Source organism: Flavobacterium azooxidireducens, from assembly GCF_023195775.1.
Taxonomy (GTDB): Bacteria; Bacteroidota; Bacteroidia; order Flavobacteriales; family Flavobacteriaceae; genus Flavobacterium; species Flavobacterium azooxidireducens.
In genome coordinates this window covers 898740-913894 of the sequence record NZ_CP096205.1, presented here as the reverse complement: position 1 = coordinate 913894, position 15155 = coordinate 898740, and the positions used below count along the sequence as shown (strand labels likewise).

Sequence of the window (15155 nt, the reverse complement as noted above, 5' to 3'; positions counted from 1 at the left end):
TCAGCCATAAGTGGTTAAAAATATACACTTATGGCTGATTATAAACGGATGTTTTTTGAGATACTATGCTAAAACTTCTTTGATTCTTCGCATTGCTTCGGTGAGTAATTCTTCGCTGGTTGCGTAGGAAAATCTTATGCAATCAGGGTTTCCAAAGGCATCTCCGGTTACGGTCGCTACGTTGGCTTCGGCAAGCAAATACATCGAAAAATCGGTTGCATCTTTGATTAAAGTTCCGCGTAATGTTTTTCCGAAGAATGACGATACATCCGGAAATACATAAAATGCACCTTCTGGAACGTTGATTTTTAGACCCGGAATTTCTTTGATTAAACCTACGACTAAATCTCTTCTTTTATGGAAAGCTTCCACCATGTAATTCAACACTTTTGGGTCGGCATCCACAGCGGCAATCGTTGCTCGTTGAGCAATAGAATTGGCTCCGGATGTGACTTGACCTTGCATTTTTGTACACGCTTTTGCGATAAATTCCGGTGCTCCGATGTAACCGATTCTCCATCCTGTCATCGCGAATGCTTTGGCGACACCATTCACAGTGATGGTTCTTTCAAACATTCCCGGAACGGAAGCAATACTGCAAAAAGTTCCAGAAAAATTGATGTGTTCGTAGATTTCGTCGGCTACTACATAAATGTTTGGATACTTTTCCAACACTTTGGCAATGGCTGTAAATTCTTCACGGCTATAAACAGATCCGCTTGGGTTGCAAGGCGAGCTGTACCAAATCATTTTGGTTTTTGGTGTGATGGCTTTTTCTAATTGTTCGGCGGTGATTTTGAAATCACTTTCTACTGAAGTTGGGACTTCAACCGGAATTCCACCTGACATTTTGATGATTTCGTAATAACTCACCCAATATGGAGCGGGTAAAATTACTTCATCACCATCATTCAACATACATTGAGCAATGTTGTAAAGTGATTGTTTTGCACCGGTGGAAACCACAATGTTTGCCGGTTTGTAATCTAAATTGTTATCTCTTTTGAATTTTCGGCAAATGGCTTCTTTTAATTCGGCATAACCATCAACAGGCGAATAAGTGCTGTAATTTTCGTCGATTGCTTTTTTTGCCGCTTCTTTAATAAAGTCGGGCGTGTTAAAATCAGGTTCGCCTAAACTTAAACTGATGATATCTTTTCCTTGAGCTTTTAATTCTCTCGCCAAGGCTGCCATAGCTAAGGTTTGAGAAGTAGATAAATTGTTAATTCTATCCGATAACGAATTCATTGTAGTTGTGTTTTGTGTGTTTAAATTTTAAAAAGTAATCTACTTATGCCATTTGAGGTTCTTGACCCAACTCTTTCAAATGTTTGAAGTGAGCGATAACTGCAGCTCTCATCGTTTTGAATTCGTGATAAGGCAGATCACATTCTTTGGCAGTTTCTCTCACAATATCAGCAATTTTACCGTAGTGAACGTGACTGATATGAGGGAAAATATGGTGTTCGATTTGGTGATTTAAACCACCGGTGTACCAGTTTACTATCCAGTTTTTAGGAGCAAAATTGGCAGTCGTGAACAATTGGTGAATTGCCCAGGTATTTTCGATTTCACCAACTTCGTTTGGAACCGGATTTGTGGTTTCATCAACAACGTGAGCTAATTGGAAAACGATGCTTAAAATTAAACCGGCTGTATAATGCATTACTGCAAAACCAAGAATAACTTTCCACCAAGTGATTCCCATAACCATTGGTAATACTAACCAAATTGAGAAATAAATTACTTTAGTAATGATTAATGTTGTCCAAAGAATTTTAGGACTTTTAGGTTCACCATATGATAATTTACGTTTTAAATAGGCTCTCATTTGTTTGAAATCGGTAGTGATTGCCCAATTGAATGTCAACAAACCATATAAGAAAACAGAGTAATAATGTTGAAATTTATGAAAATATCTCCATTCTGATTGTTTTGAAAAACGGATAACTCTACCAGCATCTAAATCTTCGTCGTGACCAACTATATTGGTATAAGTATGATGTAAAACATTGTGTTGTACTTGCCAATTGTACACATTTCCGGCTAGAATATAAATGCTTCCACCCATAATTTTGTTCAACCAAGGTTTGTTAGAATACGAACCGTGATTTCCATCGTGCATTACGTTCATTCCAACGCCAGCCATTCCAACACCAATTACGACGTTAAGTAATAGATACGTCCAAAATGGCATATCCATAGCCAAAAGGAAGAAGTAAGGAGTTAAAAAGATAGTAAACATCACGATTGTTTTCAAGTGAAGTTTCCAATTTCCGGTTTTTTGTATGTTATTTTCTTTGAAGTAGTTGTTCACTCGACTATTAAGCGTTCTAAAAAACTTTAGATTGTCGTCTTTAGAGAATGTTGGAATTGTGGTATTCATGTAATTAAAAATTTTTTCAAAGGTAAGTATTAATATAAATCATAACGTTGAACAAACAATAAAATTTCAACACCAAAATGTTTACTTTTGTTAAAAATAGCACAATATGGAAGAAATTTTGAAGTATTTTCCTAACATTACTGAAAATCAGGTTGTTCAGTTTCAAAAATTAGGCGAATTGTATCCCGAATGGAATGCCAAAATCAACGTAATTTCCCGAAAGGATATTGATGAATTGTATGTGAAACACGTTTTACATTCATTAGGAATTGCCAAAGTGATGGAATTTCAACCGAAATCGACTGTTTTGGATGTGGGAACCGGCGGTGGTTTTCCCGGAATTCCGTTAGCGATTTTGTTTCCGGAAACTCGTTTTTATTTGATTGATGTAATTGCCAAAAAAATAAAAGTGGTTAATGAAGTGGCTACTGCGTTAGGTTTAAAGAATGTAAAAGCAGAACAATTGCGTGCCGAAAATGTCAAAGGTGATTTTGATTTTATCGTTAGTAGAGCAGTCACAAATATGCCGGATTTTGTTTCTTGGATAAAAGACAAAATTAAAAAACAAAACAACCACGAACTTAAAAATGGTATTTTGTATTTAAAAGGTGGCGATTTAACAGAAGAATTGAAAGATTTTCCAAAAGCAACGGAATTTAATTTAGCCGATTATTTTTCGGAAGAGTTTTTTGAAACGAAGAAAGTGGTGCATTTGCCGTTGAAGTTTAAAGTGTAAAAACCATTTAAATACTTCGCCTTTTTGTGTCATTTCGACGAAGGAGAAATCACATATCGTTTACCTACTTTATGTGATTTCTCCTTCGTCCTTTAGATTTGTTTTTAGAAAAAATCAATAAATTTATGATTGAGAAAGGAAGCAAAAGTACACTATTCCTGCGTCAGAGTTAATTACTCATATTTCGATTAAGACTTTAGCTTCCCTTTTCATCAAAGACTCAAATAGAAATTAGGGAACCAGACCCATTATTAAGGAGTTGAGCTTATGATGAATTTCTCAAATCACTTGTTTAACGTTAAAAGCAAAGTTATGAAAAACATTATTATTGGCATTGACATCAGTAAGAAGACTTTAGACATTTGTATCAAAGATGAAAAAGTTTCCTATTTTACTATTGAAAACAAAGTACAGAGTATTAAGCGTTTTTTTAAAATTTATTCTACTAGCTATCCTATTGTAGCTATGGAAAATACGGGTAAATATAATTGGAATTTGTTGCAGGTCTTGGAATCTCACAACTTTAAAGTTTATATCATATCACCCTTACACTTAAAGAAGAGTATGGGCCTTACAAGAGGAAAAAATGACAAGGTTGATGCACTTCGAATTTGTAATTTTATCGAGAAGAACCATCAAGAAATTACACAATGGAAACCTTCATCCTTGACAATCAGAAAAATTAAAGTACTGCTTACAGAAAGAGCAGCAAGAATAAAAATGAGAAAACAATTGACGAGCCAGCAGGATGACTACAAACTGATGAAAGGAATTAATATGGACAAGGAATTGCTGAAATTAAATTTGCAACTTGTTAAGAGTATTGATATTCAAATTAAAAACATAGAAAAAAGTATAGAAGAAGTTATCTCTAGTGAATCAGATTTAAAAAATAATTATCAATTGATGAAGTCTGTTCCTGGTGTAGGTAAAGTGCTCTCGTGGATTATTTTGGCAAAAACGGAAGGGTTTACAACTATAACAGATCCAAGGAAAATGGCCTGTTATAGCGGAGTTGTTCCTTTTGATTTTCAGTCAGGCACATCAATAAAGCGAAGATCCGGAGTGTCAAGGCTTGCTGATAAAACAGTTAAAAGTGTCTTGCATCTAGGAGCGATGAGTGCTATTAGGAATGATAATGACTTAAGAAATTATTATCTTCGAAAAGTAGAAGAAGGTAAAAATAAAATGAGCGTTAGAAATGCAGTTAGAAACAAAATAATACATCGGGTTTTTGCAGTAATTAAAAACCAAATTCCTTATCAAAAAAATTTGGTTTTATCATAGAAATCGAAATGACACGACGGAGTCTATTTCTGTTTTAAAGAAATATAATCATAAAAATTAATTTTTAATCAACTTCTGCACAAAATTTCTTTCAGCAGACTCAATTTTAATCAAGTAAAATCCGTTCGATAAATTGACATCCAATTGATGATTTCCTTCAATTGAAATGTTATTTTGAGAGAAAACTTTTTTCCCCGAAGCATCAACAATCGAGATAGTTACGTTTGAAAGTAAGCTAGAACTATACATTTCAATCGTATTTTTAATTGGGTTTTTGATTAAAAACGTTTCAGATAAAATAGGTTGTTCAACAGATAAAGGTTCGTTTAAAATTTCCTCTAAAGCAAATTCTACATTTCCGGCGGATAACGTCACGTGATCTTCATTTTCTGTTGGTACAAAAGTAGCGGCAAAAGGTGTAATTGAGGCATCAGTCACATTTGCATACCAATTTGGATTAGAAATTGCCAACGAACTCAACGTTGGAATAAAACAAAAACGATCGATAGCCAAATTGTCTAAAAAGGCATCTAAAGTTGGATTTCCACTTCCGGCTTCAGCAAAATCAGCGACATTAAACATTCCGCCCGGAGCAGAATCTAATCCGGAAGATGTTGCCGGAGAGGTTGCATTCGCCTGACTTGAAAATATCGTTAACCAAATAAATACAAATTGTTGTCCTCTAAATCGGCTTACCAATTGATTTGAAACGCCTGCCGGTGGTGTAAAACGCACATCAAATCTTGCTCTTTGCGTGTCAGTTGCATTCACAATATAATCGTTTAATACAAACATTCCCGGGGTTCCGGTCATGGTTCCGCTTCCGCTTCCGTTGCTAATGGCAACATTTCTTGTTTCTGTTGGGAAACCCATTGTGTTTAATTCATTTTGAAAAGCTGTTCTAAAATTCGGAGCTCCGGTTGGTAATTGAGTGGCATTATCAAACTCGGTTGCACTTCCGGTTTGCAAATGGCCGGTGTAATGATCGAGTAACATTTGTTTGGCTGCCGGACTTGACAACACACTATTCACAATTTCTTGAAGCGTTACATCTCCCAACGGACCGTTTGCCATATAATTAAAAAGATGTTGAAACCCAATGGGTACATTAGCACCTAAATGCGGCGAATCAAATGAAATATACAAACGAGTATCGTGTTCCATATCGTTTTGTTCCATATATCGCAAGGCATAACGCGAGATGAGTCCGCCCATACTTGGTCCGATCACGACATTTTTTTCTGTTCCAACTTTTTGAGCATTAATTTGATTGATAAGTTCTACTAAAATCATTGCGTTTCGTTGAATAAAATCGGCACCACCATCAATCACAATTCCGTCTGCGGGAGAATATTGCGGAAAGTTTAGTACAACGATGTCAAAACCTTCGTTGCGAACAATATCGGCTAAGTTTTGATCTGTTCCGCCATAATTCAATAAAGAGTAAATTAATTCTGTGTTTCTCGTGTCGCCCGGATCAAAACCATCAATTAGAAAAATGGGTTTATCTAAAACTTGATCAACATTATCTAGGTAAATTTCATATTCGCCTTGACCTAAATAAGCCGCACTTTCGCCGTAACCTTGATACGGAATTGATGCGGTAATTGTTTCTGCTAAAATTTCATTTCCGTTGCGATTGGCAATGGTTGAACTTCCTTGAATTTCGAAAGTTGATTTGATGATTTTACTTTCTCCGTTGGTGAATTCAATTTTAAATGAAATTGATTTTTTACCGGAAGTTCCAAAATCCACATGAATTGGTTGATTAATGATAACTGTCTGCCAAAGACTTTCGTCGATAAAACTGATATAAATAGCTTGAATATTTTTGGAAGTTGTGTTGAAAATATTTTTGTCTTTCAGAATAAATTCAACTGTTTTATTTTTTGATCTGGAAACCAACGGAGCCATCAATGCAATTTCGTGGTTTTGAAAAGCATCGGCTGATGGATTATTCAAAACAAATTGATTGTTATTTTTTGAAATAGTATTGTTTTCTAAAGCTTCTGTTTTGATGGTTTCCACTTCGGAAATTAAAATAGAAAGTGGAATTTGTTTAGTAAAAAAAGCATCATCTGCTTCTTTTTTCAGAATTTCATATTTTGGCAATCGCTGTAAATAATCAGCTCGTTGAATTTCGTGATAAACTTGTCTGAAGTACATCGCAGAAATTTCATCCTTTTTGGTTTTGGTGATTTTAGAAATATCGAAAACTTGATCGTACAAAATCTTAGTTTGTGTATGTTCTTTCAATAAATCATATTCTCCTTTTTGAGCAAAAGAAAATAAAATTGAAAATAAAGCGAAAATCGTAATTTTTGTTTTCATTAGCGAGAGATGATTTTTGAAGTTAATAGGTTTATTTCTATCAAATATAAAAAAAAGTCCGAATAATTAACATTCGGACTTTTAAATTTTTTGATTTATACTTAATTAACCCAAGAATGGATAACGGTAATTTTCAGGTGTAACAAACGTTTCTTTGATTGTTCTTGGCGAAACCCAACGTAATAAGTTCTGTGCAGAACCTGCTTTGTCGTTTGTTCCGGAAGCTCTTGCCCCTCCAAAAGGTTGCATTCCAACAACGGCTCCGGTTGGTTTGTCGTTCACGTAGAAGTTTCCGGCACAATTTTCTAAAGCTTGTGTTGCTTCGGTAATAGCATAACGATCTTGACTGAAAACAGCTCCGGTTAAGGCATATTCTGAAGTTTCATCAATTAACTTCAGTGTTTCTTTCCATTTATTATCGTCATAAACATAAATGGTTAAAACCGGTCCGAATAATTCGGTTTCCATTGTGGCATATTTTGGATTGGTGGTTAAGATAACCGTAGGTTCGATAAAATAACCAACTGATTTATCATAATTTCCACCGATGATTACTTCGGCATCTTTGTCTTTTTTAGCTTGATCGATGAATTTAGCTAATTTATCAAATGAACCTTCGTGAATTACAGCGGTGAAGAAATTTGAAAAATCTTCCGGTGAACCCATTTTGATGGTTGCCATTTCCGATTTTAATTCGGCTTCAACTGCCGGCCACATACTTTTTGGAATGTAGGCTCTGGAAGCTGCTGAACATTTTTGTCCTTGAAATTCAAACGCACCACGAATTAATCCGGTAGCTACTTGTTTTACATTCGCACTTGGATGAGCGACAACGAAATCTTTTCCGCCTGTTTCGCCAACGATTCTTGGATAAGTTTTGTATTTGTGAATGTTGGTTCCGATTTTTTTCCAAATTTCTTTAAACACGAAGGTTGAACCGGTGTAATGAACTCCGGCAAAATCGGCGTGATCAAAAATAGTATCTGAAATCATCACAGCATCTCCAAAAACAACGTTGATAACACCATCCGGAACACCGGCTTCTTTGAAAACATCGATAATTATTTTTGCTGAAAATACTTGACTATCACTTGGTTTCCAAATCACAACGTTGCCCATCATGGCAGCACTGGCAGGAAGATTGGCGGCAATAGCTGTAAAGTTAAATGGCGTAATAGCATACACAAATCCTTCTAACGGACGGTATTCTACGCGATTCCAAACTGAAGAATCGGAAGCGGGTTGATCGTTATAAATTTGTGTCATGAATTCGACATTGTATCGCAAAAAATCAATTAATTCACACGAAGCGTCGATTTCAGCTTGGTGAATGGTTTTGGACTGAGCGATCATTGTGGCGGCATTGATTTTGGCACGATACGGTCCGGCAATCAATTCGGCAGCTTTTAAGAAAATAGCGGCACGTTGTTCCCACGGCATAGCTGCCCAAGCTTTTCTTGATTCTAATGCGTTTGTGATTGCTTTTTCTACGTGACTTTTTTCGGCTAAATGATAGGTTCCTACGATGTGTTTGTGATCGTGTGGAGCCGTCATGTTACGCGTATTTTTGGTGCGAATTTCTTCGCTACCTATATATAATGGTACATCGATTTTGCTGTTCCACATTTCTTTGTAAGCCATTAAAACAGCTGCTTTTTCAGGACTGTTGGGAGCGTATGATTTTACGGGTTCGTTAATGGCTTTGGGTACGTGAAAAAATCCTTTTAACATAAGTGTGTTGTTTGATTATTAGACATTTTGGTAATTATATAATTCTTTCTGTGTGAATTATGTAATGGAACACAAAAGTACAAAGGTTTTTTTGAATTTTTGATAACTGTGTTTGTATTTTAGGGAATTGTTAGCACTCTCGCCTAGCCCCGATAGAAGTGGAAAGCCTTTTGTGAAGAAAACCTATTTTTTCTTGGTTTGGCAGAGCGACCTTGGGAGCTACTGCCGGACCTTTGAAAAAAAGGTTTTAGAGCAAAAGCTTGTAGCGGATAGCGGGAATAGCTTCTGAAAATTAATTTAAAGCAAATGGAGCTCCTAACTTGAAAGTAGGCACAATCACTCTGAAATTGCGGGTTGACGTGAAATTAATCATATTAAAATGACCTCGCATTGCACCGAAAGGCGATGACAATAAACAACCTGAACTATAGGTGTGACTTTCGCCGGGTTTTAGAACGGGTTTTTTTCCTATAACGCCTTCGCCATCAACGATTTCGTTGTGGTTTAGTGAGTCGAAAATTTCCCAATGACGCGACATCAATTGCACGGAATCTTTGCTGTGGTTTTCGATGGTAATGTGGTAACTAAAGGCAAAATGAAGCTTGTAGTTCTTGAAGTAAGTTCCTTCAAAACTAGTAGTAACTGAAATTTTTATGCCTCTTGTAATTTGTGAAACCATGATTAATACAACAAAAATCCTATAAGTAAAACCAAAAGTGCTACAAATGAAGCAGTTGTTGGTAATAGAAAGTTCAAAATTACAAATTTTAAAATTGTTTTCCACCTACTTTGTTGATAAAAATTTCTTAAAGATTTGTAGAAATAAATGGGCGTTATGATTAGAAATATCCAACCTAAGTCTAAACCTGTAATTAGACCGATAATCTCCTTTGTAAATATGAGTAAAAACATGAAACTCATAAAATTGAAAACAAATACCATGTGTTCTGCATAGGATAGTTTTTTTCTATAATACAAAACAGCAAAAACAATTGTTAAAAAGGGTAAAGAGATAAATAAAATAAAAGGCATTTTTTCTAACAAATAGTCAAAAAATAGCTCAAAACCGTTTTTACCATAATTATCCTCTTCATCCAATTTTTTAAATTGATACGTTTTTTTGAGTAAATATAAATTCCATTTCGATTTTTCATGTTTTAATGAATCGAGAATTTTAGGCGGATAGGTTGTTTTAGAATGGTCAAAAAAATTGGCATATGTTTGAACTTTTCGAGACGTTCTCTTTAAAAAACCAAAATCGGCAATTTGTTTTTCGGTGTAAAATTTTTGTTTTTTTACTGTGTCTTTTTTTATTTCAACATTTCCGAGGTTGATTTGAACGGGAGAATTCGGGTCGTTTAAATCGAGTTGATCGTTAGTTGTTTTTGTTGAATCTTTTTCTTGATTTTTTTCTTCGCTTTTTTTGATGGTAGTTTGCTCCAAATCAACAATTGTTTCATCGTTAAATTTGGTCACTAATCCACTAAAAATAAAATATATTAAGGAAACACTTAAATAAAAGCGAAACGGATTGGCATACGTTTGTCTTTTACCATCAATAAATTCTTTTGCAGCTTTTCCCGGTTTGGTAAAAAGTTTGATTATTGTGTTTCTAACTTTAGAATCGTATGCATAGAAATTAGCCAAAAACTCATCTACAAAGTCTTTTAGACTTAGTCTTTTGGTGGTGTTTTTTTGCCCGCAATTGGGACAAAATTTATCTGAAATGTCTAGCGGATGGTTGCAGTTTAAGCATTTTAATCCGCGGTAATTTTTAATTTCTCTTGTAGATTCAGACATATATTATTTAATAATATCAACCGAACTTGCCATTCCTTTTCCGATTACACGGTCAAAACGGTCGTTGTTGGCACGGTAATAAACTATACAAAAATAATTATTTTCCGTTTGAAAAAAGTTGCCATCTAATGCATTTTCAAAATCTACTCGGCCATTAGAATCGGCTAATGTGTATTCATAATTTGTAAAACCTTGTTTTACAATCAAGGCTTTTTCATAGATGCCTTTTTCTTTATTATAATCCATTTTATATTCCGGTGTCAAAGCATAATTGTTGAACATTCCGGTTATATAAATATCTTTTTTGCCGTAATAGGTAGGGGCACTTAGGGTGAAGAACACCCAAGAATAATCAGCTTCTACGTCAACATTTTCTCGTGCACCAACGTTGTTAATTAAAAAGTTTCCGTTGTAATCCGGAAAAAAAGTATATTCTAAATTTCCACGAGTGGAATTAGGCATTAGATAAGTGTTATAAATTCCTTTTAATTCAATATAACGAACATTGTTCACGGCATTTCTAATGTCTTTATTCTCATAAAACAAAAATTCATTTCCTGCCCAAAACTGTGTTTCTTTATCATATTTATAAATCAAATCGTTGCCTAGCGTAAACATTGGTTTTACGTTGGTAATGGCGGTATTCCAAATACCGTTTTTCAACAGCATAATTTTAATGTTCTGAATCGGATTCTGCAACAACATATTATTAGGCAAAATCGAAAATTCTAAATTGTGTTTCTGATTCAAGACCCGAACGTCACGAGCACTTTTCACCTGCATAGGAACCGAAACCAAATCTTCATACAAAATAAATTTTCGCGTAAAAACCACTTCCTGATTATTGTTCATGATTTTCAACATATAGTTTCCACTCACTTTAAAACCTTTCGTGAATTGATTCGGAAACGAAACCCGATAATGCGAATACAATTGCAACGTATTGAACGAATTTTCATAATCCATGATGCGTTGATTGTCCAAACCAACAATATATTCGTTCAAATTCAACTGCGATTTAGTCCAATTATAATCGCAATGCGTGATCGTGTAGTAGTAATTTGCTTCATCGCCATACAAATCATCAAAAACAAATTGAAACGGATCGCCCAACCTAAAAATCGGAATCGCGTTAATGTTATTCTGAATAAACGTAGCCGTTTTAATGTTATAAGGCGGAGCAATTTCTTGTTCAGCTTGAGCCAAAGAAACACTACTAATAAAACAAAAAACGAGTAAAAAAAGGTTTCGCATGAGAGAATTTTTTAATCAAAAGGTAAATATACTATTTATTTGCTAACATAAAAGATGCCACATAATTTTCCGATACAATATTTTTTAAATTTCTTGGAGCGAATGGTTCGGGCTTTTTCAGCCAACCATGTTCCTGCTTTTTGCCATAGTTTTTGTTCTGAACACCAGAACAAAAAGCTATTGGCTTCAATCAGGGCTAAGAAGGAATTCATTAAAAGCGAATCATTTCAATTGAAATTAAAACACTATTTAGAATTAATATAAATAAATGAAAAACCATTAGACATTTGTTAATCATGTCGTTCAATTGTTATTTAATTTTTAAATTTGCACCGTTTAAAATTATGTAAAACTATTTACTAATCATATCTTCATAAAATATGTCAAAAGACATTCGAATCAAGAAAGGGTTAGACTTAAAACTCGTTGGAGAAGCAGAAGCAAAAGTTGATGCAACTTCACGATCACAAGTTTATTCCATAAAGCCTTCTGATTTTCATAAAGTTACACCAAAGCTGGTGCTTAAAGAAGGAGCCGAAGTTAAAGCAGGAGAAGTCATTTTTTATTCCAAAAACGATGAAGCAGTGAAATTTGTTTCACCCGTTTCCGGAAAAATTAGTGAAATCAAGCGTGGAGAGAAAAGAGTTATTTTGGAAATCAACATTCTTGCCGATGCTCAAGACACTTTTGTGGAGCACGGAAAGAAAAATCCAAAAGAAATGTCAGCCGAACAAGTTAAGTCACATTTGCTTGCTTCCGGTTGTTGGCCTTTTATCAAACAACGTCCGTATGATGTTGTAGCAACTTCCACCGATACTCCAAAAGCAATTTTTATTTCCGCTTACAATTCGGCACCATTATCTGCCGATGTTGAAGTGGCTTTAAAAGATAAATTAACTCAATTTCAAGCCGGAATTGATGCTTTATCAAAATTAACCCAAGGAAAAGTTCATCTTTCGGTAAACGGAAAAGTAAATTCAATTTTCAGTTCTGTTTCAGGAGTAGAATTACATAAAGTTTTTGGTCCGCATCCATCTGGAAATGTTGGTGTTCAAATTTCAAAAATTGACCCAATCAATGCCGGAGAACGCGTTTGGATTGTTGCTCCACAAGACGTTGCCATCATTGGTGATTTATTCTTAACCGGGAAATTTGATGCAACCAAAGTAATAGCATTAACCGGTTCAGAAGTAACAAAACCACAATATTATACCGTTCGAATTGGAGCTCAAATGAAAGAAATTGTTTCCGGAAAATTAGCTTCAGACAATGTTCGAATCATTTCCGGTGATGTTTTCACAGGCGATAAAGTTTCAGCAAACGGAAATTTAGGCTATTATTCAAACACTGTAACGGTTATTCCGGAAGGAAATCAATACAGAATGTTTGGTTGGTTGCCATTTGCAGGAGTAAACAAACACAGTATGCAACGTACTGCTTTATCTTGGTTAATGCCGGGTAAAAAATATGTTGCCGATACTAATTTAAACGGTGAAGAAAGAGCATTAGTTGTAACAGGCGAAATGGAAAAAGTAATGCCGTTGGATATTTATCCAATGCAATTGCTAAAAGCTTGTTTGGCAAATGACATCGATAAAATGGAAAGTTTAGGAATCTACGAAGTAGCTCCTGAAGATTTTGCTTTGATAGATTACACAAATACTTCAAAGTTAGAAGCACAAGTAATTATCAGAGAAGCATTAGATTTAATGATTAACGAAGTAGGTTAAAAATATAGCTATGAAGTTTTTAAGAGATAAAATAGACCAAATAAAAAAGCCTTTCGGAAAAGGTGAAAAATTGGAAAAATTTGCACCGGCTGTCAATGCATTGGACACATTTTTATATGTTCCAAATCACACAACAAAGCACGGAGCTCACATTAGAGATGCAGTTGATTTAAAGCGTACCATGATTACGGTGGTTTTAGCTTTAATTCCAGCATTAATTTTTGGAACTTGGAATGCAGGTTACCAAAGTTTGTCGCAAATTCAAGAAGTAGTTCCGTTTATGGATGCTTTAATTCACGGAATGTGGAAAGTATTACCAATGATCGCCGTTTCTTACGGAGTTGGATTAGGAATTGAATTCTACTTTGCCATCGTAAGAGGACACGAAGTAAACGAAGGATACTTAGTAACCGGATTATTAATTCCGATGATTATGCCAATCGACTTACCTTTATGGATGTTGGCATTGTCGGTGATTTTTGCCGTTATTATCGGTAAAGAAGCCTTCGGAGGAACCGGTATGAATATTTTAAATCCTGCTTTAACAGCGAGAGCATTTGCCTTCTTTGCTTATCCTACTTATATGTCTGGAGATAAAGTTTGGGTTTCTGATGCCACTACAACGGATGCAATTTCTGGAGAAACAATTTTAGGAAAATTAGCTGCTGGGCAAGAAGCAGGTTATGATACGTGGAGTATGTTTGCGGGAACCATACCGGGATCTATTTCAGAAACATCTGTACTTTGGATTCTAGTTGGTGCTGCGATTTTAGTCATCACCGGAGTTGGAAGTTGGAGAATCATTGTCAGCGGATTTTTAGGAGCTGCGTTTACCGCTTTCTTATTCGAATTATGGGGAGCAAATCCTTTAATGAACTTTGGTATGAGCCACCTATTAGTAGGAGGTTTAGCATTTGGTATCGTATTTATGGCAACAGATCCTGTATCTGCCGCTCAAACAACCAGAGGAAAATGGATTTATGGCTTCTTAATTGGATTCTTTAGTATTCTAATTAGAGTTTTCAATCCGGCCTATCCGGAAGGTGTGATGATGGCGATATTGTTACTGAATGTATTTGCACCAACCATCGATCATTATGTGGTGGAAGGTAACGTCAAAAGAAGAAAGAAAAGAGTTGCTAAACAATTAAAAACTGCTTAATCATGGATAGAAATAGTAACGGATATACGTTTTTATTTGCCGGAATTATGGTGGTAGTCGTGGGAGCTTTGTTAGCTTTTGCAGCTACTTCATTAAAGCCGATGCAAGATGTCAACGTAAGAAATGAAAAAATGCAAAATATTCTAACTACTGTAGGAGTTACCGGAATCAGTAGAGAAGAAGCACAAGCAAAATTTGATGAAGTAATCAAAAGTGGTTATTTAATTAATGCCGATGGTACTGCTACGGAAGATAGACAGAAAACGTTTGAAATTGATTTAAAAACGGAAGTAAAGAAAGATGTAGCTCAACAAAAATTTCCACTATTTGTAGCAGAAAAAGATGGAGAAACTTTTTACATCATTCCGCTTCGTGGAGCAGGTCTTTGGGATGCAATTTGGGGTTATGTTTCTTTAGAAAAAGATATGAATACGGTAAAAGGTGTTGTTTTTGATCACAAAGGTGAAACACCTGGTTTAGGAGCTGAAATTACTCAGCCTTGGTTTTTAGATCGTTTTGTAGGTGAAAAAATATTTACAACCGAAGGTCAATTAGTTGGAATTGAAGTAAAGAAAGGATACACTGGCGGAAACGATAAAGACGATAATAAAGTAGATGCAATCTCTGGTGCAACGATTACCGGCGATGGAGTATCAGCGATGATCAAAGAAAGATTATCTCATTACGGAAATTATTTTTCCAGTCAAAAATCTAAACTTGCACTAAAAAATTAGCATT

Annotated in this window: 13 protein-coding genes; 5 read left to right on the top strand and 8 right to left on the bottom strand. The window is 35.2% G+C overall.

Annotation, left to right across the window (positions count from 1 at the left end):
* Positions 1-63: 63 nt before the first annotated feature.
* A complete protein-coding gene (locus tag M0M57_RS04105) occupies positions 64-1248 on the bottom strand; it encodes a pyridoxal phosphate-dependent aminotransferase (protein WP_248435640.1) in 1185 nt (394 codons plus the stop codon).
* Between the two features lie 43 nt (positions 1249-1291).
* Positions 1292-2386 (bottom strand): fatty acid desaturase family protein, encoded by a 1095-nt coding sequence (locus tag M0M57_RS04100; RefSeq protein WP_248435638.1) that lies wholly within the window; start codon positions 2384-2386, stop codon positions 1292-1294.
* A 106-nt stretch (positions 2387-2492) separates the two neighbouring features.
* On the opposite strand from M0M57_RS04100, the gene rsmG reads away from it, so the two are divergent.
* Both rsmG and M0M57_RS04090 read left to right on the top strand, forming a co-directional pair.
* Positions 2493-3122: a 16S rRNA (guanine(527)-N(7))-methyltransferase RsmG gene (gene rsmG, locus M0M57_RS04095; protein ID WP_248435636.1), complete on the top strand. Its 630-nt coding sequence runs from the start codon at positions 2493-2495 to the stop codon at positions 3120-3122.
* 312 nt (positions 3123-3434) lie between these two features.
* Positions 3435-4409 carry an IS110 family RNA-guided transposase gene (locus M0M57_RS04090; protein WP_248434336.1) on the top strand — a complete coding sequence of 325 codons (975 nt, stop codon included), beginning with the start codon at positions 3435-3437 and terminating at the stop codon, positions 4407-4409.
* A 57-nt stretch (positions 4410-4466) separates the two neighbouring features.
* On the opposite strand, the gene M0M57_RS04085 is transcribed toward M0M57_RS04090, so the two are convergent.
* The 6 genes from M0M57_RS04085 to M0M57_RS04060 form a co-directional block, all read right to left on the bottom strand.
* Entirely contained in the window at positions 4467-6740 is a 2274-nt protein-coding gene (locus M0M57_RS04085) for a T9SS type A sorting domain-containing protein (protein WP_248435635.1), read from the bottom strand.
* 105 nt (positions 6741-6845) lie between these two features.
* Positions 6846-8471 (bottom strand): L-glutamate gamma-semialdehyde dehydrogenase, encoded by a 1626-nt coding sequence (gene pruA / locus M0M57_RS04080; RefSeq protein ID WP_248435633.1) that lies wholly within the window; start codon positions 8469-8471, stop codon positions 6846-6848.
* Between the two features lie 292 nt (positions 8472-8763).
* Entirely contained in the window at positions 8764-9150 is a 387-nt protein-coding gene (gene apaG, locus M0M57_RS04075; protein ID WP_248435631.1) for a Co2+/Mg2+ efflux protein ApaG, read from the bottom strand.
* Between the two features lie 2 nt (positions 9151-9152).
* Positions 9153-10271 carry a DUF3667 domain-containing protein gene (locus M0M57_RS04070; protein ID WP_248435629.1) on the bottom strand — a complete coding sequence of 373 codons (1119 nt, stop codon included), beginning with the start codon at positions 10269-10271 and terminating at the stop codon, positions 9153-9155.
* A gap of 3 nt (positions 10272-10274) precedes the next feature.
* On the bottom strand, positions 10275-11525 hold the full coding sequence (locus tag M0M57_RS04065) for a type IX secretion system plug protein (protein ID WP_248435627.1): 1251 nt from the start codon (positions 11523-11525) through the stop codon (positions 10275-10277).
* A gap of 35 nt (positions 11526-11560) precedes the next feature.
* Positions 11561-11737 carry a hypothetical protein gene (locus tag M0M57_RS04060; protein WP_248435626.1) on the bottom strand — a complete coding sequence of 59 codons (177 nt, stop codon included), beginning with the start codon at positions 11735-11737 and terminating at the stop codon, positions 11561-11563.
* 168 nt (positions 11738-11905) lie between these two features.
* On the opposite strand from M0M57_RS04060, the gene M0M57_RS04055 reads away from it, so the two are divergent.
* Genes M0M57_RS04055 through nqrC form a run of 3 tightly spaced genes read left to right on the top strand, consistent with a single transcriptional unit; the run spans position 11906 to position 15151 of the window.
* Entirely contained in the window at positions 11906-13255 is a 1350-nt protein-coding gene (locus M0M57_RS04055) for a Na(+)-translocating NADH-quinone reductase subunit A (protein ID WP_248435624.1), read from the top strand.
* A gap of 10 nt (positions 13256-13265) precedes the next feature.
* On the top strand, positions 13266-14417 hold the full coding sequence (locus M0M57_RS04050) for an NADH:ubiquinone reductase (Na(+)-transporting) subunit B (protein WP_248435622.1): 1152 nt from the start codon (positions 13266-13268) through the stop codon (positions 14415-14417).
* Positions 14418-14419: 2 nt separating this feature from the next.
* A complete protein-coding gene (gene nqrC, locus M0M57_RS04045) occupies positions 14420-15151 on the top strand; it encodes an NADH:ubiquinone reductase (Na(+)-transporting) subunit C (protein ID WP_248435620.1) in 732 nt (243 codons plus the stop codon).
* The last annotated feature ends 4 nt before the right edge of the window (positions 15152-15155 follow it).